27 protein-coding genes are annotated in these 26,715 nt (G+C 40.5%); 16 read left to right on the top strand and 11 right to left on the bottom strand.

The features are described 5' to 3' along the window. Positions 1-21: 21 nt before the first annotated feature. The 11 genes from NGC85_RS16065 to NGC85_RS16015 all read left to right on the top strand — a co-directional run bounded on the left by NGC85_RS16065 (position 22) and on the right by NGC85_RS16015 (position 8,798). Complete coding sequence (locus NGC85_RS16065; RefSeq protein ID WP_254732320.1) at positions 22-861, top strand: metal ABC transporter substrate-binding protein; 840 nt, start codon at positions 22-24, stop codon at positions 859-861. A gap of 170 nt (positions 862-1,031) precedes the next feature. Beyond that, on the top strand, positions 1,032-1,430 hold the full coding sequence (locus NGC85_RS16060; protein WP_005060761.1) for an ATP synthase subunit I: 399 nt from the start codon (positions 1,032-1,034) through the stop codon (positions 1,428-1,430). Positions 1,431-1,529: 99 nt separating this feature from the next. Next, on the top strand, positions 1,530-2,405 hold the full coding sequence (atpB, locus tag NGC85_RS16055) for a F0F1 ATP synthase subunit A (protein WP_005055569.1): 876 nt from the start codon (positions 1,530-1,532) through the stop codon (positions 2,403-2,405). An 82-nt stretch (positions 2,406-2,487) separates the two neighbouring features. Further along, complete coding sequence (gene atpE / locus NGC85_RS16050; RefSeq protein WP_000424060.1) at positions 2,488-2,733, top strand: F0F1 ATP synthase subunit C; 246 nt, start codon at positions 2,488-2,490, stop codon at positions 2,731-2,733. A gap of 39 nt (positions 2,734-2,772) precedes the next feature. Further along, positions 2,773-3,243: a F0F1 ATP synthase subunit B gene (locus tag NGC85_RS16045; protein WP_005055570.1), complete on the top strand. Its 471-nt coding sequence runs from the start codon at positions 2,773-2,775 to the stop codon at positions 3,241-3,243. Between the two features lie 11 nt (positions 3,244-3,254). Beyond that, complete coding sequence (locus NGC85_RS16040) at positions 3,255-3,791, top strand: F0F1 ATP synthase subunit delta (RefSeq protein WP_005055571.1); 537 nt, start codon at positions 3,255-3,257, stop codon at positions 3,789-3,791. Between the two features lie 42 nt (positions 3,792-3,833). Continuing rightward, positions 3,834-5,378, top strand: coding sequence for a F0F1 ATP synthase subunit alpha (atpA, locus tag NGC85_RS16035; protein ID WP_004656522.1), 1,545 nt, complete (start codon positions 3,834-3,836; stop codon positions 5,376-5,378). A gap of 77 nt (positions 5,379-5,455) precedes the next feature. Then, complete coding sequence (gene atpG / locus NGC85_RS16030) at positions 5,456-6,325, top strand: F0F1 ATP synthase subunit gamma (RefSeq protein ID WP_005055572.1); 870 nt, start codon at positions 5,456-5,458, stop codon at positions 6,323-6,325. Between the two features lie 27 nt (positions 6,326-6,352). Beyond that, positions 6,353-7,747, top strand: coding sequence for a F0F1 ATP synthase subunit beta (gene atpD, locus NGC85_RS16025; RefSeq protein WP_004801985.1), 1,395 nt, complete (start codon positions 6,353-6,355; stop codon positions 7,745-7,747). A gap of 17 nt (positions 7,748-7,764) precedes the next feature. Beyond that, positions 7,765-8,184 carry a F0F1 ATP synthase subunit epsilon gene (locus tag NGC85_RS16020; protein WP_005055573.1) on the top strand — a complete coding sequence of 140 codons (420 nt, stop codon included), beginning with the start codon at positions 7,765-7,767 and terminating at the stop codon, positions 8,182-8,184. A gap of 128 nt (positions 8,185-8,312) precedes the next feature. Further along, positions 8,313-8,798, top strand: a complete 486-nt coding sequence (locus NGC85_RS16015; protein WP_005060766.1) for a DUF2846 domain-containing protein — start codon at positions 8,313-8,315, stop codon at positions 8,796-8,798. Between the two features lie 74 nt (positions 8,799-8,872). Here NGC85_RS16015 and NGC85_RS16010 read toward each other — a convergent pair whose 3' ends face one another. The 5 genes from NGC85_RS16010 to NGC85_RS15990 form a co-directional block, all read right to left on the bottom strand. Beyond that, a complete protein-coding gene (locus tag NGC85_RS16010) occupies positions 8,873-9,460 on the bottom strand; it encodes a hypothetical protein (RefSeq protein WP_254732319.1) in 588 nt (195 codons plus the stop codon). A gap of 158 nt (positions 9,461-9,618) precedes the next feature. Beyond that, positions 9,619-10,314: a phospholipase D family protein gene (locus tag NGC85_RS16005; protein ID WP_254732318.1), complete on the bottom strand. Its 696-nt coding sequence runs from the start codon at positions 10,312-10,314 to the stop codon at positions 9,619-9,621. Between the two features lie 101 nt (positions 10,315-10,415). After that, a complete protein-coding gene (locus NGC85_RS16000) occupies positions 10,416-10,961 on the bottom strand; it encodes a glutathione peroxidase (RefSeq protein WP_254732317.1) in 546 nt (181 codons plus the stop codon). 118 nt (positions 10,962-11,079) lie between these two features. Beyond that, positions 11,080-11,853: a helix-turn-helix transcriptional regulator gene (locus NGC85_RS15995; RefSeq protein WP_254732316.1), complete on the bottom strand. Its 774-nt coding sequence runs from the start codon at positions 11,851-11,853 to the stop codon at positions 11,080-11,082. A gap of 13 nt (positions 11,854-11,866) precedes the next feature. Beyond that, positions 11,867-13,087, bottom strand: coding sequence for an MFS transporter (locus tag NGC85_RS15990; RefSeq protein WP_254732315.1), 1,221 nt, complete (start codon positions 13,085-13,087; stop codon positions 11,867-11,869). Positions 13,088-13,234: 147 nt separating this feature from the next. Between NGC85_RS15990 and NGC85_RS15985 the strand changes: the two genes are divergently transcribed. Further along, entirely contained in the window at positions 13,235-13,903 is a 669-nt protein-coding gene (locus NGC85_RS15985) for a TetR/AcrR family transcriptional regulator (RefSeq protein WP_254732314.1), read from the top strand. A 78-nt stretch (positions 13,904-13,981) separates the two neighbouring features. Continuing rightward, a complete protein-coding gene (locus tag NGC85_RS15980; protein ID WP_254732313.1) occupies positions 13,982-14,902 on the top strand; it encodes a DMT family transporter in 921 nt (306 codons plus the stop codon). A gap of 394 nt (positions 14,903-15,296) precedes the next feature. Here NGC85_RS15980 and NGC85_RS15975 read toward each other — a convergent pair whose 3' ends face one another. From NGC85_RS15975 to NGC85_RS15960, 4 genes are all read right to left on the bottom strand, one after another. Further along, positions 15,297-15,866, bottom strand: a complete 570-nt coding sequence (locus NGC85_RS15975; RefSeq protein WP_254732312.1) for an L-threonylcarbamoyladenylate synthase — start codon at positions 15,864-15,866, stop codon at positions 15,297-15,299. Between the two features lie 106 nt (positions 15,867-15,972). After that, positions 15,973-16,335, bottom strand: coding sequence for a hypothetical protein (locus NGC85_RS15970; RefSeq protein WP_254732311.1), 363 nt, complete (start codon positions 16,333-16,335; stop codon positions 15,973-15,975). Between the two features lie 71 nt (positions 16,336-16,406). Continuing rightward, positions 16,407-17,537, bottom strand: coding sequence for a DNA-processing protein DprA (gene dprA, locus NGC85_RS15965; RefSeq protein WP_254732310.1), 1,131 nt, complete (start codon positions 17,535-17,537; stop codon positions 16,407-16,409). 11 nt (positions 17,538-17,548) lie between these two features. Beyond that, the gene (locus tag NGC85_RS15960) at positions 17,549-18,703 is read right to left on the bottom strand and encodes a LysM peptidoglycan-binding domain-containing protein (protein ID WP_254732309.1); all 1,155 of its coding nucleotides are present in this window, start codon (positions 18,701-18,703) and stop codon (positions 17,549-17,551) included. Positions 18,704-18,823: 120 nt separating this feature from the next. On the opposite strand from NGC85_RS15960, the gene def reads away from it, so the two are divergent. The 3 genes from def (at position 18,824) to NGC85_RS15945 (ending at position 21,996) form a co-directional block, all read left to right on the top strand. Next, positions 18,824-19,354 (top strand): peptide deformylase, encoded by a 531-nt coding sequence (def, locus tag NGC85_RS15955; protein ID WP_005055584.1) that lies wholly within the window; start codon positions 18,824-18,826, stop codon positions 19,352-19,354. A gap of 20 nt (positions 19,355-19,374) precedes the next feature. Beyond that, the gene (locus NGC85_RS15950; RefSeq protein WP_005060787.1) at positions 19,375-19,812 is read left to right on the top strand and encodes a DUF2946 family protein; all 438 of its coding nucleotides are present in this window, start codon (positions 19,375-19,377) and stop codon (positions 19,810-19,812) included. Between the two features lie 72 nt (positions 19,813-19,884). Further along, entirely contained in the window at positions 19,885-21,996 is a 2,112-nt protein-coding gene (locus NGC85_RS15945) for a TonB-dependent copper receptor (protein ID WP_254732308.1), read from the top strand. 46 nt (positions 21,997-22,042) lie between these two features. On the opposite strand, the gene NGC85_RS15940 is transcribed toward NGC85_RS15945, so the two are convergent. Further along, a complete protein-coding gene (locus NGC85_RS15940; RefSeq protein WP_254732307.1) occupies positions 22,043-22,804 on the bottom strand; it encodes a hypothetical protein in 762 nt (253 codons plus the stop codon). A gap of 323 nt (positions 22,805-23,127) precedes the next feature. Then, positions 23,128-26,622, bottom strand: a complete 3,495-nt coding sequence (locus NGC85_RS15935) for a PAS domain-containing hybrid sensor histidine kinase/response regulator (RefSeq protein ID WP_254805627.1) — start codon at positions 26,620-26,622, stop codon at positions 23,128-23,130. Positions 26,623-26,715: the final 93 nt, after the last annotated feature.

Here is a 26,715-nt window from a genome sequence, read left to right as displayed (position 1 = left end):
ATTCTGCTGAGTAATATTGAAATGTTGCGCCTTTTTATCTTTGTTTTCTTTTCGATGTTCAGTACATGGGGGTGGACTCAAAGTTTAGTGGTGTCAACACATCCAATTTACTTAATTGCTAAAGAAGTTACCGCTGGCGTTGAAGAGCCAGTCCTTTTGTTGAATGATCAAACAGGACACGATGTACAACTTACACCTGCACACCGTAAGCTAATTCAAGATGCCAGTTTAGTGATCTGGTTAGGAAAGGCGCACGAAGCACCTTTAGATAAATTATTACACCAAAACCGAAAAGCGATTGCTTTGTTGGATTCAGGAATACTAACCGTATTGCCACAAAGAAGTTTGCGCGGTGCAGCATTAGCAAATACTATAGATAGCCATGTTTGGTTAGATCCGAATAATGCTGTGCGTATTGCATTTTTCATTGCGACTCTACGTTCTCAGCAGTATCCTGAAAACAAAACTAAATACTTGGTCAATGCAAAAAACTTCTCTCAGCAGATGTTGCAAGCTTCGCAGCAGTATGACAGTTCCAATAAAAGTAAGCCGTATTGGTCTTTTCATGATGCCTACCAATATTTAGAGCGAGCGCTGAATTTAAAATTTGCGGGGGCTTTAACAAATGATCCACATATTCCACCAACAGCCGCTCAAATTAAATACTTAAATGATAATCGTCCTAAAACAGAAATGTGTTTATTGGCTGAAACTTCAGCAAGTAAAAGTCAATATCAAAAGTTGAACCCTGTCATCTTTGAATCGGTAGATGAAAGTATGCGTGGAGAAGATAGTTTTATCTCAGCTTGGAGAAAATTGGCTTCAAAAACCGATAAATGCGTATTAAGTGCTCAAAAATGATGAAAAAAATAAAAATCAATTGACTCTATCGTCAGTAAATATGCTAGTGAAAAAAGCAGACTTAAGTCGAGAAAAGATTGCATGTTCAGGGGTGTAACTCTATAATGCGATCGATTCGAAACGATCATCAATAAAACTTGTCAAGCAGTTACGCTGTAAGTGGATAAAAAATGAGCCAAACTAGTCGCTTGATTGACCGACGATTAGCAAAAGCTTTGGTCTTCTTACAAGCAAGTATGATTCCTGTTGCAACATTGATTGCATGGGGTCTTAAAGATACGACTGCTGCTTTGAGTGCCGCGCTTGGGGCTTTGGTATGTTGGTTAGCACATTGTTATTTTGCTTGGCAGTCGTTTAGAACGGCAGGCGCAAGAGCATCAAAACAAGTCATGCTAAATATGTATCGGGGTATGCTCGGTAAGTTTGCGATAGTAATCGTAGGATTTATATTAATTTTGAGCAATGTTAAACCGCTGTCACCGGTTGCGTTGTTTGGTGGATTTATCCTCGTTCAAGCGATGTCGTGGGTCGCGCCATTTTGGGTGTCACGTCTACAAAAACGAGTATAAAAACACATTTTAGATTTTTGGGAGTAGGGGCGAGATTATTGCAGTACGCATGATTCGTTTTACTTCTTTTTAATGATTGACATTGACCAGGTGTGATTTATGGCTGCTGAAGAACATGCCCTGACTTCGACCGAGTACATCAAGCATCACTTAACTAATATGACCTATGGCAAAATGCCAGATGGAACATGGAAGTTGGCTGAGACTGCTGAAGAAGCTCAATCGATGGGGTTCACTGCAATTCACTTGGATTCAATGGGTTGGTCTATCGGACTTGGTGTAATTTTCTGTTTGTTGTTTTGGACAGTTGCGAAAGCTGCAAATGCAGGTGTTCCAACTAAATTCCAATCAGCGATTGAAATGATCATCGAATTTGTAGACTCAAGTGTACGTGATACTTTCCATGGCAAATCACGCTTAATTGCGCCATTGGCATTAACCATTTTCGTGTGGATTTTCCTCATGAACGCAATGGACTTAATACCTGTTGACTGGATTCCATATCTAGCTCAACAAATTGGTGCAAGCGTGTTTGGTATGGATCCTCACCACGTTTACTTCAAGGTTGTACCATCTACTGATCCAAACATTACCTTAGGTATGTCTTTGTCAGTATTTGCACTGATCTTGTTCTATAGTATTCGTGAGAAAGGCATCGGCGGTTTCGTTGGTGAATTGGCACTTAACCCATTTAACCCAAGTAACAAATTTGCAAAAGCGTTATTGATTCCAGTGAACTTAATTTTGGAATTAGTAACTTTTCTTGCTCGTCCAGTTTCGTTGGCTCTACGACTGTTCGGTAACATGTATGCGGGTGAGTTAATCTTCATCTTGATCGCGTTATTACCGTTCTGGATCCAGTGGGCGTTATCTGTGCCTTGGGCTATCTTCCACATTCTTGTAATCACGCTGCAAGCATTTATCTTTATGATGCTGACCATCGTTTACTTGAGCATGGCAAGCGAAAAGCATTAATGGTATTGCCTGACTGTCACCTGATGGTTGGGCTTAAATTTTAGTTTAATTTGGTAATAACCTAACCTCTGAGGAATTTTTCATGGAACTCACTTTAGGTCTAGTTGCAATTGCATCTGCTATCTTGATCGCTTTCGGTGCTTTAGGTACTGCGATTGGCTTCGGTCTTTTAGGTGGCCGCTTCTTAGAAGCTGTTGCTCGTCAACCAGAATTGGCTCCACAACTTCAAACTCGTATGTTCTTAATTGCGGGTCTTCTTGATGCTGTGCCTATGATCGGTGTTGGTATTGGCTTGTTCTTCATCTTCGCTAATCCATTTGTAGGTTAATAGCTTAATTCCTAAATCCACATATTGAGGAATAGCGAAATGAATATCAACCTCACATTGTTCGGTCAAGCGATTGCATTTGCGATTTTTGTCGCATTCTGCATGAAGTTTGTTTGGCCACCACTAATCAATGCGATTAGTGAGCGTCAGCGTAAAATCGCTGATGGCTTAAATGCTGCTGAAAAAGCAAAAGCTGACCTTGCTGATGCGCAAGCACAAGTTAAGGCAGAATTAGATGCAGCAAAAGCACAAGCGGCTCAATTGATCGAACAAGCGAATCGTCGTGCAGCGCAATTGGTAGAAGAAGCGCGTACCCAAGCTTCGGCTGAAGGTGAGCGTATCCGTCAACAGGCGAAAGAAACTGTTGATCAAGATATCAATGCTGCTCGCGAAGAATTACGTCAACAAGTTGCTGCTTTGGCAGTTGCTGGCGCAGAGAAAATTCTGAACCAACAAGTTGATGCAGAAGCTCATAATGCCATGCTGAATCAGCTGGCTGCTAAACTTTAAGCGAGGCGAATATGGCTGAACTCTTGACGTTAGCACGCCCGTACGCCAAAGCAGCATTTGCTTACGCTTCTGAGCAAGGTGCAACTGACAATTGGTCGAATGCGTTACAAGTGCTCAGTGCTGCGGTGCAAGACGAAGCATTTTCCGCTTATTTAAATCGCCCTGAGCTGACTCCTGCGGAACAAGTAGGTCTTTTTGCAAAGGTTTTAGGTGAAGATCAAACTCAATCAGTGTCTAATTTTTTGACATTGCTTGCAGATAATGATCGCTTGGTTTTATTGCCTGAAATCGCAGCAGAATATGAATTACTTAAATCGCAGAACAACAACACATTGGAAGTTCAGATCGAATCTGCTTTTCCAATTGATGCGAAACAAGAGCATATTTTAGCTCATGCGCTTGAAAAACGTTTTAACAGAACTGTTCATGTGACTGTTAGCGTTAATCCAGCGTTAATCGCGGGTGTTGTGATTCATGCAGGCGACCAAGTGATAGATGACTCTGCGCTTAACAAGCTTGAAAAAATGCGGACTCGTCTTCTTGCGTAATAGCAATAAGACTGAACTTAAAAAAGATTGAGGAATAGCGCAATGCAACAACTGAATCCATCCGAGATCAGTGCGCTCATTAAACAGCGTATCGGCGATCTGGACACCAGCGCGACCGCGAAGAATGAAGGTACTATCGTCATGGTATCTGACGGTATCGTGCGTATTCACGGTCTTGCAGATGCAATGTACGGTGAAATGATCGAATTCGACGGCGGCTTATTTGGTATGGCACTGAACCTAGAACAGGATTCAGTGGGTGCCGTTGTTTTAGGTAACTACCTAAGCCTTCAAGAAGGTCAAAAAGCTCGTTGTACAGGTCGTGTATTAGAAGTTCCGGTTGGTCCTGAACTTCTTGGCCGTGTGGTAGATGCTTTGGGTAATCCAATTGATGGTAAAGGCCCAATTGATGCGAAATTAACTGATGCTGTTGAAAAAGTAGCACCAGGTGTAATTTGGCGTCAATCGGTCGACGAACCTGTTCAAACTGGTTATAAATCAGTTGATACCATGATCCCTGTAGGTCGTGGCCAGCGTGAGTTGATTATTGGTGACCGTCAAACTGGTAAAACAGCAATGGCGATTGATGCGATCATCGCTCAGAAAAACTCTGGCATTAAATGTGTATACGTTGCGATTGGTCAAAAACAATCAACAATTGCAAACGTTGTACGTAAGCTAGAAGAAACTGGCGCTATGGCTTATACAACTGTTGTCGCAGCTGCGGCAGCTGATCCTGCAGCAATGCAGTATTTAGCTCCGTATTCTGGTTGTACAATGGGCGAATACTTCCGTGATCGTGGTGAAGACGCGTTAATTATTTATGATGATTTGTCTAAGCAAGCTGTTGCTTACCGTCAAATTTCATTGTTATTACGTCGTCCACCAGGTCGTGAAGCGTATCCAGGTGACGTATTCTATCTTCATTCGCGTCTTCTTGAACGTGCTTCTCGCGTTTCAGCAGATTATGTTGAGAAATTCACGAACGGTGCAGTAACTGGTCAAACTGGTTCTTTAACTGCATTACCGATCATTGAAACTCAAGCGGGTGACGTATCTGCATTCGTACCAACCAACGTAATTTCGATTACTGACGGTCAGATCTTCTTAGAAACATCATTATTCAACGCAGGTATTCGTCCTGCGGTGAACGCGGGTATCTCTGTATCGCGTGTTGGTGGTTCTGCTCAAACTAAGATCATCAAAAAATTGTCTGGTGGTATCCGTACTGCTTTAGCACAATACCGTGAATTGGCTGCGTTTGCTCAGTTTGCTTCTGATCTTGATGAAGCAACTCGTAAGCAACTTGAGCATGGTCAACGTGTAACTGAGTTAATGAAGCAGAAACAATATGCTCCATACTCAATTGCTGACCAAGCTGTTTCTGTATATGCATCTAACGAAGGCTACATGGCTGACGTAGAAGTGAAGAAAATCGTAGACTTTGATGCTGCGTTAATCTCTTACTTCCGTTCAGAACATGCTGCGTTAATGCAACAGATCGATGAAACTGGTGATTACAACAAAGACATCGAAGCAGCATTCAAAGCAGGTATTGAGAGCTTCAAAGCGACTCAAACTTACTAAGTTTAGATTTAGTTAAGTTTGGTTCACGGATCAACCTTCGGAAGCTCGAAAGGGCTTTCGAATACTAGGTTAAGCGTATGGCAAATTTAAAAGAAATTCGCGCCAAAGTAGCTAGTATCAAGAGCACGCAAAAGATTACTCGCGCGATGCAAATGGTAGCTGCTTCTAAAATGCGTCGTGCGCAAGAGCGCATGGCTCAGGGCCGTCCGTATGCCGATAATATGCGCCGTGTAATTGCTCACTTGGTACAAGCGAATCCTGAATACAAACATCGTTATATGGTTGATCGCCCTGTTAAGCGCATCGGTTATATCGTGGTGTCTTCAGATCGTGGTTTGGCAGGTGGATTGAACATTAACTTGTTCAAGAAAGTTGTGCAGCATGTCAAAGCACAACGTGAGCAGTCAATTGAAGTTGAATTTGCTTTGATTGGTCAAAAAGCGGTTTCGTTTTTTAAGAATTACGGCGGTAAAGTGCTTGGTGCAACCACTCAGCTTGGCGATGCGCCAAGTCTGGAACAGTTGACGGGTTCAGTACAGGTCATGCTTGATGCATTTGATAAAGGCGAACTAGATCGTATCTATCTCGTATCAAATGGCTTCATCAATGCGATGACCCAGCAGCCTAAAGTAGAACAACTTGTTCCTTTAGCACCAGCAGAAGAAGGCGATGACCTCAACCGTACTTATGGTTGGGACTATATCTACGAACCAGAAGCAGAAGTATTGTTAAATGGTTTGTTGGTTCGCTATATCGAGTCTATGGTTTATCAAGGTGTGATTGAGAACGTTGCATGTGAGCAGTCAGCTCGTATGGTCGCTATGAAAGCAGCGACTGACAATGCAGGCGATCTCATCAAGAGCCTACAACTCATTTATAACAAGCTGCGTCAAGCCGCGATTACTCAGGAAATTTCCGAGATCGTTGGTGGTGCCGCTGCCGTTTAACATTATTTTTGAATTGAGGAGACAGCAATGAGTAGCGGTCGTATCATTCAGATCATCGGCGCGGTTATCGACGTCGAGTTTGAACGTAATAGCGTTCCTAAGATCTATGAAGCTCTCCAAGTTGATGGTACTGAAACGACTTTGGAAGTTCAGCAACAGCTTGGTGATGGTGTAGTTCGTACTATCGCAATGGGTTCTACTGAAGGACTTAAACGCGGTCTTAACGTGACTAGCACAGGCGCACCGATTTCTGTTCCAGTTGGCCCAGCTACGCTTGGTCGTATTATGGACGTTTTGGGTCGCCCAATTGATGAAGCAGGTCCTGTAGCGACTGAAGAGCGTTTGCCAATTCACCGTCAAGCACCTTCTTATGCTGAACAAGCAGCTTCTACTGATCTTTTAGAAACTGGTATTAAAGTCATCGACTTACTTTGCCCGTTTGCGAAAGGTGGTAAAGTTGGTTTATTCGGTGGTGCTGGTGTTGGTAAAACCGTTAACATGATGGAGTTGATCAACAACATCGCTAAAGCTCACTCAGGTTTATCTGTGTTTGCTGGTGTTGGTGAGCGTACTCGTGAAGGTAACGATTTCTATCACGAAATGAAAGATTCTAACGTACTTGACAAAGTAGCAATGGTCTACGGTCAGATGAACGAGCCACCAGGTAACCGTTTACGCGTTGCGTTAACTGGTTTGACCATGGCTGAATATTTCCGTGATCAAAAAGACGAAAATGGTAAAGGTCGTGACGTATTATTATTCGTTGACAACATCTACCGTTATACACTTGCAGGTACTGAAGTATCAGCATTGTTAGGCCGTATGCCATCTGCAGTAGGTTATCAACCGACACTTGCAGAGGAAATGGGTGTTCTTCAAGAGCGTATTACGTCTACTAAATCTGGTTCGATCACATCGATCCAAGCAGTATACGTACCTGCCGATGACTTAACAGATCCATCGCCTGCAACAACGTTTGCTCACTTAGATGCTACAGTTGTATTGAGCCGTGATATCGCATCTTCTGGTATTTATCCAGCGATCGATCCACTTGACTCAACTTCACGTCAGTTAGATCCATTGGTTGTTGGTGCTGAGCATTATGAAATTGCACGTTCTGTACAGAACGTATTGCAACGTTATAAAGAGCTTAAAGACATCATCGCAATCTTGGGTATGGACGAGTTAGCTGAAGAAGATAAATTGGTTGTTTACCGTGCGCGTAAAATCCAACGTTTCTTCTCTCAACCGTTCCACGTAGCTGAAGTATTTACTGGCGCGCCTGGTAAATTAGTACCACTTAAAGAAACGATTCGTGGCTTTAAAGGTCTATTAGCTGGTGAATACGATCACATCCCAGAACAAGCGTTCTATATGGTTGGTGGTATTGACGAAGTGATTGCTAAAGCTGAGAAACTCTAATTCGAGGAGATCATCTCATGGCGACTATGCAATGTGACGTCGTAAGTGTTAAAGAGTCAATTTACTCTGGTACAGTGACGATGTTAATCGCTAAAGGTGCGGGTGGTGAGCTTGGTATTTTACCAGGACATGCTCCACTTGTTACTTTACTCCAACCAGGACCGATTCGTGTTCAGTTGGAAAATGGTACAGAAGAAATTGTCTATGTATCAGGCGGTGTGTTAGAAGTTCAACCTCACGTTGTGACTGTGCTTGCAGATACTGCAATTCGCGCTGACAACTTGGATGAAGCGGCAATTATGGAAGCTCGTAAACAAGCTGAACAATTGTTAGCAAATCAAAAAAGTGATTTGGACTCTGCTGCTGCTCTTGCTGCGCTTGCAGAAACTGCTGCTCAGCTTGAAACGATACGTAAAATCAAGAATCGTGCAATGTAATTGTAGATTCAAGATTGAGAAAGCCACCGTAAGGTGGCTTTTTTATTTTTAGGCATCTTGAATAATTATAAATTTGCTATAAATTACAAATCTTAATTTAGAATTATTAGTCCAAAGAGAAAATCATCATGAAAATGATAAAAAGTCTTCCATTCTTTATCGCTATGGCTTTTGTAGGGTGTGCATCAGTACCAACAGCAAATAACCAACTGAATGAGCAAGCCAAGAACTTAACAGCACCTTCTGAAGGCCAAGCAGCAGTTTATGTATATCGTTCAAATAGTGTGGTTGGCGCTGCACTTAAAAAAGATGTATGGATTGATGGTGATTGCCTCGGAGAAACGGCTCGTGGAACATTCTTTTTAAAAGAAGTTTCCGGCAATCAGAAGCATACAGTTTCTACAGAGTCTGAATTTTCTCCAAATCATTTAGAACTTATGACTGAAGCCGGTAAACAATATTTTATCCAACAATACATTAAACCTGGTGTATTAGCGGGTGGAGCAAATCTAAAACAAGTCGATGAGCAGACTGGTAGAAAAGCTATAGCTCAATATCAACTTGCACAGTCTGGTAAATGCAGTAAGCAAACAATCACACTTGATAAAAAATAATAAAAAACCATCCTTAGATATTTTTTGATTATTTAGTACGAAGATTAACACTTAGCATGAAAAGGAAGATTGTGCTAAGTGTTTGAATCTGAATTATTTCCCAATAATAATGTCGCAAGCTTTACCATGTCCATTTGGATGGTATTAAGTTGTTTTTCAACTTGGGCAAAATCAATTTTTGAAAGATCAACTTGTCCTTGTAATAATGGCATATTTAACAGCTGCTGATTCGCAGTTAACAAGCTTTGGCGAATTTGATCTACTTCACCACTTTTCAAATTTAGTGATAACAAAACATCTCGAAGTCCATTCAATTCTTGCTTTAAATTATTAGTCGCGCTTTCTAAACTTTGAATATTTTTGTCTTGAATGGCTTGTTGAAGATTGAGCTGTGATTGTTTAAGTGTAGTTATATAGTCGTCAGTTTCGATTTGTAGTTTTGCAATATCATAGGCAATATTGAGCATATTGCCATCACTTAAGTTTTGAACTTTTTCAGAAATTGTTTGAGTGTTTTCAGAATCTGTAATTGTCTTTTCAATCTCGGTCTTCTGTTGGTTTTGTTCATTCTCTTGAGGGGTTTGCTCACAACCCACAAATGTAAAGACTGTAGCAAATGTAAATGCCGTTAGAATAACCTTAGTAGATAGTTTTGCCATCATTATTAACAGCACCGAATTACAAGAAGATCGTCACTATAATAGGAAAATATGAATAAAATAATGATTTTTGCAATTCAGCAACAGTTTTGTTAACTAGAAAATTAAATGGTATTTTTTCAGTCAAGCCCAAAATCTATTTTTGAGCTTGGCAGTTTTACTCAGATACTCATATCTGCAAGCCAAAGGAAATAACCGCCATAACTATTGAATTTGAACTCACCACCTATAGCTTTTCCTTGTTCGGTTAGTTGATGTTTACCTTTCTCATTTATAGTTAAGATGCCTTTTTCAACGAATTGTTCTAATAACTCATTAGTTTTAATTTTATGTTTTGCCGCAAGTTTTGATGTCGTCAATTTGCTTAAGTCTTCCTGCTCATTATTTTCTTGAATGACCTCAGCCCCTTTGACTTCATCAAGTGAAATACGAACCTCATCACTTATACGAATTATTCTTTGGGCTTCTTCATATGCATCTTTGAAAACTAATTCATCTTGATCTTTCTGAATCAAAATCCCCATTTCATTATTATTAACTTGGCTAAATTCATAGAGATTTAAACTGGAAATAATACATGTCGATTCATTGATATAACATTTTGCATGTAGATTTTTACAGAAGCTGACTCTGACATAATCTAGCTTTTGCATCCACTTAATCTCATCAGGATGTAAGTCACTTTTACCATAAATGATACGAATATCAATTTTTAAACGGTTTTTATCTTCTAAAAGCTCCTTAATACGATCATTAAGCTTTAGGAATGGACTAATTAAAACTAATCGTTCTTTTGCATTTTTAATTAATTCTTCTAAATAAAAATTAGTTGCACTTGTATTAAGAAACTTTGCCATAAAACCCCAGTTTTATTTTAATAAAATGAATTAAATAAAATTATAATAGTTATTTAAAAGAAAAGAACAGATTAACTGCTCTTTTCTATCATTGTAAGTGCTTATTTTGCTAATTCAGCTTCAATCGCAGTGATGATACGCTCATCATCCGCTGTAATATCTGGTGCAAAGCGTGCCACAATTTCACCATTTTTATTCACTAAGAATTTTTCAAAATTCCACAATACTTCAGGTGGATTATTTGGAGTTAAACCATAATCAACCAGATCTTTCCACCAAGGACCTTCACCAATCCGTTCAGGAATTGCCTGTGTTAGTGTTTGATATAGCGGATGTTTGTCATCACCTGCGACTGAGATTTTTGCAAATAAAGGGAAATGTACATCGTAGTTGAGTGAACAAAATTGTTCGATTTCATCATTTGTGCCTGGCTCTTGCTCTAAGAAATTATTCGCAGGGAAGCCTAAAATTTCTAAACCTTGATCTTTTTTCGCTTGGTAAAGTTTTTCTAAACCTTCGTACTGTGGCGTTAAGCCACACTTAGATGCAACGTTAACAATCAGCACAACCTTACCTTGGTATTGATCAAGATCAACCTCTTGACCTTTAATATCTTTCACTGGAATGTGATAAACCGATTGACTCATTGGCTACGTCCTAATTTGTTGTTGTGAAAATACTTGTTTGTTTTAACTGCTAATTTCGTGGAGTGCAATGCTCTTGAGATGAATCCATACAAATTATGCGTAAAAGTAGGAGTGAACTCTATATTGAGGCATTTTTAAGTTGGATTGGAGTTTGTCCAGTATAACGTTTAAAGAATTCAATAAAGCTAGAGCTATGGTGATAACCTAAGCGATATGCCAATTGTTTAATGGTCATGCCTTGACGTATTTGATTGATGGCAAAAATGATTTTGGCTCGATTCCGCCATTCTGATAGTGAAAGTTGTAATTCTTGTTGGCTTAATCTCAATACGTGGCGCTCGCTTACAGCAACGTTATACAACACTTGTTGTAGGCTCAAGTTGAATAAATCAGGATCAGCAAGTTGCTCTAAGATTGGCGCGAGGATGGGATGGGCGCTTTGAGGTAAATAATGAGAGTGTGCTGGTGCTTGTTTTAATTGATCAAATAAGACTTGCAATAGGTGCTCAAGGTACGCAGGTGATGAGTTCTTTTTTTGCTGCTCTAAAATTTGAATGACTAATGCACGAAAAAACGGTTCAATGCTAAAACAACGACAAACATCTCCTAATACATTGCCAAATTGAGGATGTAATCGGATACAGATGTAATGAATTTCATGTGCTACGGGTAATGATTGATGTTCAGTGCGTGGTGGTAGCCATAGCCCATAACTTGGTGGTGATAAATAGTATTTTCCTTCTATATCAAATTCTAAAGTACCGTTTAAACTGAAATTAAAATCGCCCCAAAGTGAAGTATGAGGACTGACAATATCATCTTTTTGGTAAAGAAATTCATGGACTTCAATACCTGTTAAAAAGGGGAATTGTTCAGCTTCAGCATACTTCATTTGGCGTTCTCATTTAATTTTCGCAAGTCATTTTAGGGTTGTTTAAGCCTTTAGCTAATGTGAAAATACTGATGAGTGCTAATGCAACAAAGCTAATCACACCATAAATTAAGATATTTTCATTGAAGTGGTCAACCACGTAGCCTCCTAACAATGAACCCACAGCGATCATGACTTGGAACATTCCCACAAATAAGGGCATCCCTTTTTCGACTGCATGTGGCGCATGAACAAACATCCAAATATTAGCTGAAGTTGGGAATGCTCCAAAAGCAAAACCCCAAAGCGCAGTCAGTACGATGGCACCAAATTCATGGATTGCAAAGATTGGAAAGCCAAAAAATACCACAGCGAAACAGACACTCACAAAAGCCAGCGTATAGCGAACATTTAAGTTGCCGCTATAGCCTGCAAAGGCATTTCCAAAAATACCTGCAATACCGTAAAGCAAGAGTAGGGAGCTGATGGTGGTGCCATCAAATCCTGCAATATTTTTAAAGAAAGGTGCTAAATAGCTATAGGCACAAAAATGGGCAAGACCTATTAACAATACAATCAACATACCACTACGCGCTTTGGGAATTCTGAGTAATGCAGGCAGATCACGTAAATGAATGGCAGATTCTGGAATTAACTTGGGTAAAAAGACGATTTGTAATAACAACACAATCAAGCCAATTGCAGCTGTTATTCCGAAGGCACTGCGCCAACCATAAAATTCGCTCAGCCATGTACCGATAGGAACACCTAAGACCGTTGCAAATGTGACACCTGCCATCACGACCGCTGTTGCTTTAGCGATAGGAAGGTGAGCAGGAGCGAGTTTACCGCTTAGAGCAATTGCTGTTGCCCAGAATCCACCTATGGCAATTCCGAGCACTAAGCGACTCAGCAGCAGAACATTAAAACTCTCTGCAAATGCAGTAATGGTATTGGCGATGACCATAATTGCGGTGAGTAAGATTAAAACGTAGCGTCGATCAAGTTGTTTAACATAAATGGGCAGTAAGGGAGCGGCAAATGCTGCCATGACGCCAGGTAAGGTGATGATTAAACCAGCTGTACCCACAGAAATATTCAGATCTGTCGCAACACTATTAAGCACACCAACAGGAAGAAATTCACTGGTGACTAACGCAAAAGCGCCAATCGCAACAGCTAAAATTGCATACCAACTCCCTTGAGTTTTCGATGACTCGGTCGGTGGCATTTCGGGAGAATGAGAGTTTTCCATAAAAATTCCTTTATTATTAAGGGCATAACAATAAAATTCTGAACAAAGTTTGTTTTTTATAACGATCGTTAGGAAATAAAATAGTTGATAAAAAACGATGCGTCAATTAATTTAATAATGATCGTTATGAAAATATCTGTGACCTTTATGACAAATGTACATGAGACTCTGCCGACACCTTGCGATGACAGCTTGAAAAAAAAGCGTGGTCGTCCGAAGTGTTTTAATGAGCAACAGGCTTTAGAAAAAGCAATGTTGTTATTTTGGGAGCATGGTTATGAAGCGACTTCAATTAGTGATTTAACCCAAGCTTTAGAACTCACAGCACCAAGTTTGTATAGTAGCTTTGGCGATAAAGCTGGGCTGTTTTATAAATGTATTGATTATTATTTGGCACATGAAGCTTGTCCAATTGTTCCTATTTTTTTAGAAGCCAAAACCGCTAAAGTTGCATTTGAGCTTTATTTATATGACAACGTTAAGCGTTTGGCCCAACCCAATAAACCAGCAGGTTGTATGTTGGTTGTTGCGACTATGAGCTGTTCCGATAATGCACAGGCGGTGCAACACAATATTCTGGAAAAACGTTTGCAGACCAAGCAAAAACTGTTTGAGCGTTTAGAGCAGGGAGTTGCTAACGGTGATTTGTCAGCAACAGCGCCTTTACAGGAAATGACAGATTTCTATGCAACAGTTGTGCAGGGTCTGACTATCCAAGCACGAGATGGGGCGACTGTTGAACAACTTCATAAGGTGGTTGAACATGCGATGCGTGGGTGGGATTTATTCAATCTTAATGTCCATACAGCGATATAAATGTCTGAAATACGATATTTCAATTATTTTAGACATCTTTCAGAATACTCTTGTTGTTGAGATTTTGTGAGAGCGCGGATGAGTCAGTTAAATAAATACCAAAAATGGGCATTTGTATTACCCTTAATTGCAGTCTTAATTTGGTCACTCAATATTGCGGTGACACGCTATGTTGCAGACTTTATTTCTCCAGTAAGTATTAGTTTTTATCGTTGGTTTGTCGCATTTTTAATTTTGACACCTTTCATGCTACCGAAAGTATGGAAACAGCGTGATTTGATTGGTCCTTATATACCGAAGCTAGCTGTTTTAAGTGCTTTTGGCATGGTGCTCTACCAAGGTCTTTCGTATACAGCAGCCCATTATACAACTGCGACTAATATGGGGATTGTTAACGCATTTGTGCCTATTTTCACGATTTTTATTTCATATCTTATTTTGAAAGATAGACCTAACCGTTTTGCAATCTTTGGTAGCGTATTGTCATTCGCTGGTTTAATTTATGTGATGAGCCAAGGTCATTTATCGAGTTTATTTGCTCAAGGTGGGCATTGGGGCGATGCGGTGATGGTACTCGCAGTTGGCTTTTATGCTTTTTACGGCGTGTTCTTAAAAAAATGGCAACTACAACTGCCACTCATGACGAGTTTATATATACAAATTTCGTTTGCATTGTTGTATCACCTCCCATTTTTGTTATGGCTTGGATTAGATGGCATTAATGCGGAAAATGCAGGAAGTGTACTGTATGCAGGCGTGTTTCCATCGCTGATTGCACCTTTATTATGGATGGTTGCTGTTCAATCTATTGGTCCAAATAGAACTAGTATTTTTATGAACTTGATGCCTGTTTTTACCGCACTGATTGCTAGTTTTTGGTTATCTGAGCATTGGACAATTTACCATACGGTCGGAGGCATCATGATTCTGATTGGTATTATCTTGGCACAGAAGAAAACAATCAAAATGCCAATTCAGATGGCTAAATCCAGCACATAAATACTAAAATATGAGATGCGTTTGCTTAAAATACAAACAAACGCATCAAAATATTGATCTAATGATTATTCTTTCTATATGATTTACAAATATATTTTTAACAGATGCGAAATTTACGAATAAAAAAAAGCTGAATAAAAATATAAATATAATTTTATTTCACTTTTAAAACTGACAAAAATAGTACGCTTTTCACTTTTTTTGTTAGATAAATAATATATTTGTATAAGTTGAACGATTGATCCATAATACTTCACACAGCGAACTGATTCGTCATTAGAATGAATGAGTTGCTCACCAAATTTACGAACCCTCTGGATGTGATTATACACATCCTTTTTATGCTCAGTTATCCCTATATAACTGAGCTTTTTTTTGTCTTTTATTCACCTAACTAAGCGCGAATGATTTCGCCTGTGAGAGCATTCAAAATTCGGCTTGGTTCTTGGCTTAGCCCGAGTTTGCCTTCTAAATAGTTTAACGAATGGCCAAAATAATTTTGGGCTTGCTGTAATGTATGGGCAGGACTTAATCCAGCAGGATTTGCACTGGTCGAGACAATAAATCCGCCAAAAGAATCGCAAAGCTGTACACATAAAGGATGTGTGGTGACACGAACAGCAACTAAAGGATGCTGTCCTTTAATCCAAGTCGGAATGTGTTGGTCAGCAGGAAGTAACCATGTTGTCGCACGTTCAGTTGCTTGCCGATTTGACCAACTAGCAATAATTTGTTTACGAAGATCAGAACTAAGATTCTCAAGTAAATGCTCGACCTGTTGTATATGTCCAGCCAATAAAATCACCCCTTTTTCTACGGGACGATGTTTTAGTTCAAGAATGGTTTGAAAAGCTTGCTCGTTGTATGGATCACACCCTAGGCCCCATACAGCCTCAGTTGGATAAGCAAGAACTTGCCCTTGTGTTAAAAGTTGGGCGGCTTCAAGAGGTGAGGTGGTGATCATGGAGTTTTAGAGTAGGTTACAAGAAGAGATCTTAATTAGTTTACCGAATTAAATCACGTGGTAAAGCCTATTTACTTTTACGAAGACAGCTTTTCTCGTTTATTTATTAATAACATGGAAATCTCATACCGTTCTTGGATTGTAGTGTGAGTAAAATTTCTCTGCGCAAACGCATAAAATCTTGATATGCAATCTCATATTCTAGATTGGCGGATGCTAAAGCAAATCGTTCAAATTGGTGTTCAAGCATATTGCAAAAAGCAAGATGAGCAGTTTTCTCATCAGACGCATTTTCTAATTCTAAAAAGAATACTTTTTCTTCTTGTTTGATTGTATGTACGGTTTGTCGATAATTTTCTTCAGATAATGATTCAATGCGCGCTTGAGGATTAAAAACACTATATGGAAGAATAGCTTGAGCTGAATTTGCCATTATTAAAGTGAATATTGTAATGCTGATTTTAGACATGTATCGCACCAACTGATTAAGTGATTTAGCTTCTAAAGTTTTATGTATTTGTTTTATCTATAATTAGTACTCTAAACGATTGGACGACAACGCAAATAGCGACCGCCTTGTTGCATACATAAACCGAGTAATTCAAGTTCCATTAATTGAGAAGTCAGCTCCGCAATTGAAGTTTGATAACGTTGAGCCAATTGATCAAGATCCTGTCCAACCCAATCCAGTATTTGATAAAGTGCAATCAAATGAGCAGGAAGATTCACGGGTTCAACAGCGGGGTTCTCAGATGGTTTATGTTGCGTCTGCCAATGGGTTGGCAAGGCTAAATCTTCAATAATCTGCTCAGGATGATCAACTAAAGTTGCTCCTTCACGAATGAGTTGGTGGCAACCTTGATGATGTTCACTATAAATATGCCCAGGTATTGCGAAAACCATTTTCCCTTGATTGGCTGCTTCATTTGCTGTGATCAAAGAACCACTTTTTAACGCGGCTTCAACCACCAATACCCCTAAACTTAAACCACTGACAATGCGATTACGTCGTGGGAAATGTTGCTGTAATGGCATGGTGGTTGGAAGGAACTCGGTGATAATCGCACCTGTCTGAGTAATTTCTTGTGCTAGTTGTTTGTGTTGAGCGGGATAGACGCTATCTAAACCGGTTCCAGTCACGGCAATGGTTCGATGATGTGCTAAGCCACCTTGATGAGCAGCATGATCAATGCCATGCGCTAGACCGCTGGTGATATAAAAACCTTTTTCACTTAAATAATAGGCAAAATCATAAGCGACCTGCCGTCCATGTGGACTGGGCTTACGGCTACCAACCATTGCGATTTGAGGTTGTAACAGTGCTTGCGCTTGACCTTGCCCAAATATAATCGGTGGATGATCTGAGTAGGGCAGTAATTGTGTTGGATAACCGATATCTTCAGTAGTTAAAATAAAATCCGTATGCTTGCAAATGAGTTCTATGAGTTGTTGGAATTGTTGTTGACCTTGCGCTGTTTGGAATTCTTCTAAACGTTTCAAATGATTAGCATGTAAGCCTAGTTTTTGCCATTCAGCCCAACGGTGAGGTTGAGTTGCTTGTTCACAATCACCAAAATGACGCAGAATTTTTTGAAAGCTAGTTAGGGAATGTTGAACCAGATACCACACCATTACAGTGTGGTAGTGGTGTGGTTGTAATTGCTTTAGCATAGAGTTAGCAATTAGTCGTCAAGGCGCGGTGGCTTAATGTCTGAACCAATTTTAATTGGTAATTCACTTTCTAAGACATAAGCGTAGCTGATACGATCAAAGCTCTTAAAGATCATTACACTACCTAAATACTGCCCAGGTAATTTCACTTTTTCTTTCGTTTTTGGATCCTTAACCACTTCGCCATCTTGATAGATGCTGAAGACTTGTCCAGTTTCAACGCCATCCGCCGTACCGCGATCTACGGTAACTACACCATTTTTAGCTGCAGTACCAATTGATCCCATAACTCGAATGATTTTACCGCCATCTTTCACTTGATTCGCATCAATCGGATAGAACAGTGTCGGTAACATAGCATCTTGTTCAGCCATGATACGATCGCCACGACGGACTTCACCATTGTAGCTATCGGTCAGTTCTAAAGTAGTGATGTCATTTTCATTACGAATAGTCACACCAGAGGCAACTTGAGTCAGTTCAACACCAAGATTCTGCTTTTTACCATTTTGATCAATCGCAAAATAAGGTTCGCCTTCGCGGAATACGCCGTAACGTTGTCCATTTTCAAGACCTTTACCGCGCACATAAACGCTTTGACCTTTACCTGCTAAGACACGATTATCAGCAGTACCTAAAATATAAGGTGTATTGGTAATCGCATCAGCCGGAAGAATAGTCGTACGCTCTAACCATTGTTGAATATGCGCCAATGGAATGACAGGGACACTATTGTTTAATGCTTCGATACGAACACGTGGACGTAAAGTTGTAGAAGAATTTCCAGAATAGCGACGAATAATTCCTTCACAACCATCACCTTCGTCTTTTCCAACTAATGGCTTACCATTCAATGTACAGAGTAATAAGCGGTCACCTGGATAAATCCAATGTGGATTTTTAACGTGTTTGTTGCTTGCCCAAATTTCAGGCCAACGCCAAGGTTTACTTAAAAACTTGCCTGAAATATCCCAAAGCGTATCGCCTTTTTTAACTACATAGACATGAGGTGCGCCCACTTTTACCGAAGGTGGGTTCACATTTGGACTCGCAGCATGGGCAATATTCACGCTCATGCCTAAACCCGCACAAATTGCGGCAGCAATCAGTTGTTTTTTTAACCCCAAGGCATGAAATGAGTGTATGCCGTTTAAAACCTTTTTCATTATCATAATTCCTAAAAATTATGTGTGTAGTTGCGTTATAATAACGACCTTACACACAATTTTTTGATCAAGCATTCCCTTCAGTTGGTTTTCTGATCAATGGCATAAATGAGGAACAGTATGGCCTTATTACCTATTTTAAGTTTCCCTGATCCCCGTCTTCGAACCATTGCTAAGCCAGTCGAAGAAGTCACTGATGATATTCGTCAGCTTGCAGCAGATATGTTTGAAACCATGTATGAGGCACCGGGTATAGGTTTAGCGGCATCTCAGGTTGATCATCATATTCAGCTTATTGTTATGGACATCTCTGAAGAGAAAAACCAACCGATGGTGTTCATTAACCCCAAAGTCACTCCACTGACCGAAGATACTCAGCCTTATGAAGAAGGCTGTCTCTCTGTGCCTCAAATATACGACAAAGTTGAGCGTCCGTCACGCGTAAAAATCGAAGCAATTAACCTTGAAGGTCAAGCATTTGAGTTAGAAGCTGACGAACTTCTCGCTGTTTGCATCCAACATGAAATGGATCACTTAAATGGCAAACTTTTTGTTGACTATTTATCACCATTAAAACGTCAACGTGCACGTGAAAAAGTAGAAAAAGTGGTGCGTCAACGTGAGAAAGAGAAAGTAGCAGTTAAACGCTAACGACATTTAGGTTCATTGAGATGCCTTTATTGTTTCGTGCTGGTTTGTTACTTGCATTTACCGCAATCTGTTTACAGGTTGCGGTTTTCTTGCAGCCACTACTACCGAAGCAATATCAAATTGCACCAGTCTGTGAAACGATTACTCAGGCATTATTTATAAGTAAGATAAGCACTGATGCCCAAAGCTCAGCGCATTCTTCTCATCATCATTCGCATCAGTTTGAGCAAGATCAAGTATCGATGCCCAAACATGATCATCATGATCCGAATCATCAATGTCAGTACTGTACGGTATATGCCAATTTAGTCTTGCCACCTGATTTAGGTATCAAAGAAGTGTTGGTTCGTATTCAAATTCGTCTGATTGCCTATCAGCACGCTTTTAAGCATGTTTATTTTGCACTTCAACGTCTTTTCTTATTGCCACAAGGTCGGGCGCCGCCGCTCTTTGCATAAATTAAAACTTTATTGTCGTTAGGGTTTTAAAACCCTGACCCCGTTTTATCTATGTTTTAAGAGAGACCGATAATGGCTCAACCTAAATTTTTATTACAACCGCTGACGGTTGCGATTCTTGCTGCTTCAAATACCGCAATGGCGTGGGCAGAACCTGTTCAGCATGAGCAGACACATATCTCAATGGCACCGATTGTGGTCACGGCACAACAACCGAATGAGCGCAATGGTTTGGTGGTACAAGCTGATCCGAAGAAACCGATTCAACCCATCCCTGCGACAGATGGTGCCGACTATCTACAAAGTATTATGGGTTTTAACTCAATACAAAGCGGTGGCACCAATGGAGATGTGACCTTCCGTGGTATGTTTGGTTCCCGCATCAAGATTTTAACCGATGGTACGGAGAACCTTGGTGCATGTCCTGCGCGTATGGATGCACCGACCTCTTATATCTCTCCTGAAAGCTATGATCGTATTTCAGTGATTAAAGGACCACAAACTGTTCAATATGCCAATACTGGTTCAGCAGCAACGGTGATCTTTGAGCGTGAACCTGAAAAGCTCACCCAAGACAAACCCTATCGTGGACAGGCCAGTGTATTGTGGGGTTCATTTGGGCGTTTAGACCAGAATGTTGAAGCGGCGATTGGTGACGAGAAAAAATATATCCGTTTAAATGCCAATCGTTCTGAATCAAATAGTTATCAAGATGGCGATGGCAAAACTATCCCATCGTCATGGGAACGTTGGAATGCTGATGTTGCATTGGGTTGGACACCAGATGAAAACACTTGGCTTGAGTTGACAGGTGGCAAGGCTGATGGTGAGGCTGAATATGCGGGTCGTGGTATGGATGGCGCTCAATTCGCCCGTGAAAGTTTAGGTCTGCGTTTTGAGAAGAAAAATGTCACTGATGTAATCAAGAAAATTGAAGCTCAGGTGAACTACAGCTATAACGACCATATTATGGATAATTATAGTCTACGTACACCGCCTTTGGTTGAAATGAGCCATGGCGGCATGACCATGTTGATGCCAAACCCGATGGCGATGCAAGTGACACGCCGTACCTTGAACTCACGTTTAGCGATGACGTCTGAATGGGATCAGTGGAGCTTAATCACTGGGGTCGATTCTCAGTTTAATAAACATGGTGGCAGTATGTCTTCGCCGACCATGTCATCGATGAATGTACCCTTCCGTCAGGATATGCGCTTCCAGTCTTATGGTGCTTTTGGTGAGTTGACTTATCAATTGAACCCGCAGAATAAAATCGTGACAGGTGCTCGTGTAGACCAAGTCACTGTTGATGATGAGCGTGCTGATTCTAAAGCAAAAGGTTTCAATACCCAGCTTGAAAAAACCTTACCCAGTGCTTTTATCCGTTTGGAAAATCAAAATGCCGAGCATGGTGTGAACAGTTATGTGGGCTTGGGTTATGTTGAACGTATGCCAGATTATTGGGAGTTATTCAGTCCTGAACATGGTAATGCAGGTTCGAGCAATACCTTTAATGGAGTACGTCCAGAGAAAACCTTGCAGTTAGATCTTGGTTTTACTCAGCAGCAGGCGGCATTTAACTCATGGGTGTCGGCATACGCAGGGTTGATTGATGACTATATTCTGATGAATTATCACGATCATAGCCATATGCATGCAGGTGGACATGGCGGGCATGGCAGCAGTGGCATTACTGCTGGCGCGAAGAATGTGGATGCAACCATTGCGGGTGCTGAGGTAGGCATCGGTTATCAGTTTACCGATCACATTCAAGCAGATGTGAGTGCGATGTATGCGTGGGGGAAAAATACCACGGACAATACACCCTTACCACAAATCGCACCTTTAGAAGGGCGTGTGAATCTACGTTATGTCGCTGATAAATATACACTGGGTATGTTGTGGCGTGTGGTTGATCAGCAAAATCGTATCAGCTTGCATCAAGGTAACATCGTGGGTTATGACTTGAAACCAAGTGCAGGTTTCTCAACGGTTTCATTGAATGGTAGTTATAGTCTCAATAAAGATGTCGATCTTTCGGTAGGGGTAGATAACGTCTTGGATAAGACTTATACCGAGCACCTGAATAAAGCGGGTAGTTCGGGTTTTGGTTTTGCCAGTGAAGAGCAATTTAATAGTACCGGTCGAAACTACTGGATGCGTATGAGCATGAAGTTCTAATTAACAAAAAAACAAGGTGGCTCAGCCACCTTGTTTTATTTTTAAGTTAAGCCAAACAGTCTTGTTTAGGCATTAAGCTATCGCAGTACAACGGATTAAGTGCGCATTGCAAATCATCAATTTGTTCTTGAGTGACATAGCCTTTGGTGGTGAGATATTCAGCCACGCGATCATCCCGCAAGCTTAAAAATGCCGCATCATAAACGCCTAAATCTACAAATAAAGCTGCTGTTTCCAAGCTATTGAAATGATCTAAAAATACATCGTTTTCATGCATCAAAAAAATGTGTGTTAATTCTGCATTAGCATCTACGTTTAAACGTTGTGCTAATTGCTCTGGGCGAGTTTTAATAAATAATAAATCGGAAAGCTCATCAAATTGGCTTTTATCTAATTGGTTTTCACCATCTTTCACATGCCCCAACCATGCTTTGAACACTAATACTGCACCGCCACGTAGTAACATGCTCCACATCTGATGACGTGTTTCATGGTCGAGATGGGAGGATTCTGCCTCTAGGCTATCTAAAAATTTTTCTTCTTGTTGTGCCAGTTTTTCAAATAAGCCTAAACCTTGAGGTTGATAAGCGGTCGGTGCAAACACATCGAAATTAAGTTCATTAAATACATTTAATGCTAATGGCACAGCTGATTGATAAAGTGTATCTAAAGCACGTAAATGTATTTCATCAAGATTGCTTTGGGTGAAAATATTCTTCCAAGCGAGTTCTGGTAATAAAGCATTGGCGCTGTATTGGCGATAGAATTGTAACGCATTATGTTCTGAAGTGGCTTGATTGCTATTCATGATCATTGTCCTTTATGACGTTTGTGTTAGAAACCCAAAAGGAAAGACATAGGTTTCTATCAATTCGATCAATTTATGCGTGATTCAGAAAACAAGTAGAATACGACTAAAGTTGTATGTGTGGTTTTTTGTGTTAAATATTCCAATAAAAACAGAATATTAACTAATTGTAAGTAAGTGTACAAACGTTCACTAATGTAAGTGAACGTTTTTGCCATAGTCAAAAATTATTTGAGCATATTGGTCAATTTTTTATCAACCCATCTCTAGGTTTATGAAGTATTTTGCCTATGTTGCAAAATATTATGCTAATTCAGCCGAATTTAAGGCAGTGGCATAATTTTTAAACCAGATAACCATGCTCTCAAGCCTGCGGGTTTGAGTGGCTTTCTGAGTAAAACAATATTTTGTTGTTTTAAACGTTGTGGTAATTCTGGATCAGAGTCCGCCGTAATCAATGCGACAGGAATATGAGCAGGACGATACTGCTCTATAAAATCTAAGCCACGTTGATCATTATTCAAATGCTGATCAATCAACCAAACTTGAATGTCTTCACTTTCAATTAGCTTGCGTGCTTCTGATGGTTCAGTGGCGGTAAAGATTTGATAGCCCCATTTACTGAGCAATGTACGCATGCCTTCAAGAATCGTCTCATCATTGTCTAAACATAAGACTTTATAAGCGGTGTGTTGAAGTGCGGTTACTTGTGTTACAGATATAGGAATGACAGGAGCTTCGACCAAGGGTACTTCAATCAAGAAGCAAGAGCCTTTTCCGAGTTCAGAATAAACATGTACAGGAAAATCGAGCAAGCTCGTCATGCGTTGTACAATTGCAAGTCCTAATCCAAGACCTTGTTCACCCCAAGGAGATGTATGCCCACAGCGCTCAAATTCTTGAAATAATTTAACGCGTTGTTGCTCATTAATCCCTGGACCTGTATCCCAAACGCCAATGCGAATATGGTTTGGACGTTGTGCAGAGCGCAGTACGCCTACCACAACACGACCTTGTGCAGTATAACGTAATGCATTGCTGACAAAATTTTGAATAATGCGTCGCATCCATTGTGGATCAGTATCAATCCAAAAGTTAGTGTCATGAACGTTGAATTGAATATTACGTTGTGCAGCAATCGATTTGAATTGCAGTTCTAAATCATTCAATAAGTCATGTAGTGAATATGCTTGACGTTTAGGTTGAATGGTTCCACCTTCTAAACGAGCAATATCCAAGAGGGCAGAAAGCATGCTTTCTGCGCCGTATAAAGCACGATCTAACTGTTGTAAAGTCTGTTGATCCTCGGAAGAATGTACACTTTGTTCGAGTGCAGTACTAAATAAACGCGCAGCATGCATGGGTTGTAATAAATCATGACTAGCTGCTGCAATAAATCGACTTTTTGATTGATTGGCTTTATCTGCTTGCTCTCTAGCAAGCTGTTGTTCAGTCAGTGCATCTGCAAGTTGTTGGGTTCGGTCACTGACTCTTTCTTCTAACACCGCTTCATTTTCACGGAAAGCGGTAATATCAGCAAAAGTCGTAACAAAACCACCGCCTTCAATCGGATTTCCACGCATTTGAATCACTAAGCCATCTTTACGAATGCGCTCAAATTCATGTGCACTACCGACTTTCATCCAATGAATACGTTTGCGAACATGTTCTTCCACAGGGCCAGGTCCGCATTCGCCACGTTCAGCGTTATAACGAATTAAATCTGCAATTGGACAGCCGACATAAACCAAATCTTTAGGATAATCAAAAAGTTTTAAATATTGATTATTCCATGCAACTAAGCACATATTCTTATCAACCACACTCACACCTTGCGTCATGTGATCAATCATGGTCATTAGTAAATTTTGATTAAAACGTTGCCATTGTGATGCCTGATCGAGGATGTTGGCGACTTGCCCTAGCGCTAAGCCATTATTAATCATTGCGGTTGTGAGCAGGGTACGAGCAGAGGCTGCACCAATAATTCCTGCTAAGTACTGTTCGGTAAAGCGCCACCACATACCATTGGCAACATGGTTTTCATTGAGTATGAGGTGATTTTGTTCACAGAATTGTTGAAATGCTTGAATGGTGGGTTTGTCACCAGTAATTCGTTTGGCTAAAGCGAATAAATCGCCAACTTTTAGGCGCGCCGCATTTTGTGGTAAATCATTGAGATCAATTGATGATGGTGTGGATGGCAGTGGTTTACTTTCATAGTAAAAAAAGCTTTCGGCCTGAATTTGTTCCGCGACACTTGGGCGATAAAGTCGAGAAATCCAAATATAAAAAACAATATTAAGTCCTAATGCCCACATCACCCCGTGTGTCAGAGGAGCAAATGATTCAAATCCCAGAATCGCTTCAGGACGTAAAGCATTGATATCCCAAGGACCAAATAATAATAAATGCTGTGAAAATTGTTGATATTGCTCAGGGAGGCTACGCAATACCGTTGGAAATAACAGCGTGTAGCTCCACATGATGAAGCCCACAATTAAACCGGCATAGACACCTTGTCGACTTGCGCCACGCCAGTACAAACCACCAATCAGGGCAGGAGAGAATTGTGCTACGGCACTAAATGCCAGTAAGCCGAAAACGGATAATTGATTAATATCATTAAAGAAATGGAAAAATAAAAAACCTAATAGCATGACACTAACAATGCTAATTCGACGAGTTAGCTTCAAGACTTTAGGTAATTGCTGATCATGCCTAGAGATCACATTAAAACGCCATAATGCTGGCATAATTAAGTCATTGCTGAGCATAATTGAGAGTGCAACAGAGGCAACCAATAACATGCCAGTTGAAGCAGAAAAACCGCCTAAAAAAGCCAATAATGTCAGCCAATCTTGTTGGTAGCTAAGCGGCAGTGCCAAAACCGCGACATCAGGCGTTCCCAATGATTCAGGCAGTGAATGCAATGCCCAGCTGGCAATTGGGATAATCGCCATGATGGTCAAAATCAAATAGGCTGCGAACCAACGACGCGCCCCTCGGATGTGTTTTTCATCACGTAATTCGACCACCGCGACATGGAACTGGCGGGGTAAACAGATCATGGCGAGAGCAGCGAGTAGCGTTTGAATCCAGAATGTTTCAGGAACGCCAAGTTGCTGTAAGTCATGGAAGTGCTGACTAACATCTGAACTAACTTGTTTAATATTATCGGGTGACTGTAATAAGAAAAAACCCGCAACACACAGCAGTGCGAATAATTTTACAAAAGATTCAAATGCAACTGCCAACATCAGACCACCATGTTGTTCTGTATGGGCAATATGACGTGTTCCAAAAATCATCGCCAATATTGCTAGTACAGCAGTCAACATCAGTACCCCATTGGTGGTGGTATCAACATGAGCATTTTGTTCAAGAATAACTGAAGCACTTAATGCAATTGCACGTAATTGCAAAGCCAGATACGGCACAATTGCAATCACAGCTAAAATTGTAACCAGTGCGGCTAGGCTGCCGCTCTTACCATATCGTGCTGCAACAAAATCGGCGATCGAGGAAATAGCATGATTCTGACGGATTCGACCTAAGCGCTTCCAAATATCATAACCAAACCAAATGAACAGCAGTGGTCCTAAATAAATGGGTAGAAAAATAATCCCTTCACGAACGGCTGCGCCGGTTGCGCCATAAAAAGTCCACGAAGAGCAATAAACGCCTAAGGTTAAGCTGAACATGAGCATACGACCACGAGGGCTTAATCGGCTTGCATGTTTTTCGCCGAAGAAAGCACAGCCGAATAACAACACAATATACAGGGCCAGAACCCCAATAATCAGCCAACTGTTCATATTGCCTACATGATCAAATTCCATTTTTTATCATACCCGATACGATGACGCTGGTAAGCAGAGTGCGTGCATTTAGAGACCAAAGTCTAAGTT

Origin of the sequence: Acinetobacter sp. Z1, from assembly GCF_024296945.1 — a bacterium.
Lineage (GTDB): Bacteria > Pseudomonadota > Gammaproteobacteria > Pseudomonadales > Moraxellaceae > Acinetobacter > Acinetobacter beijerinckii.
The sequence above is the reverse complement of the archived record's forward strand: the minus strand, read 5'-3'. Positions and strand labels throughout refer to the sequence as shown.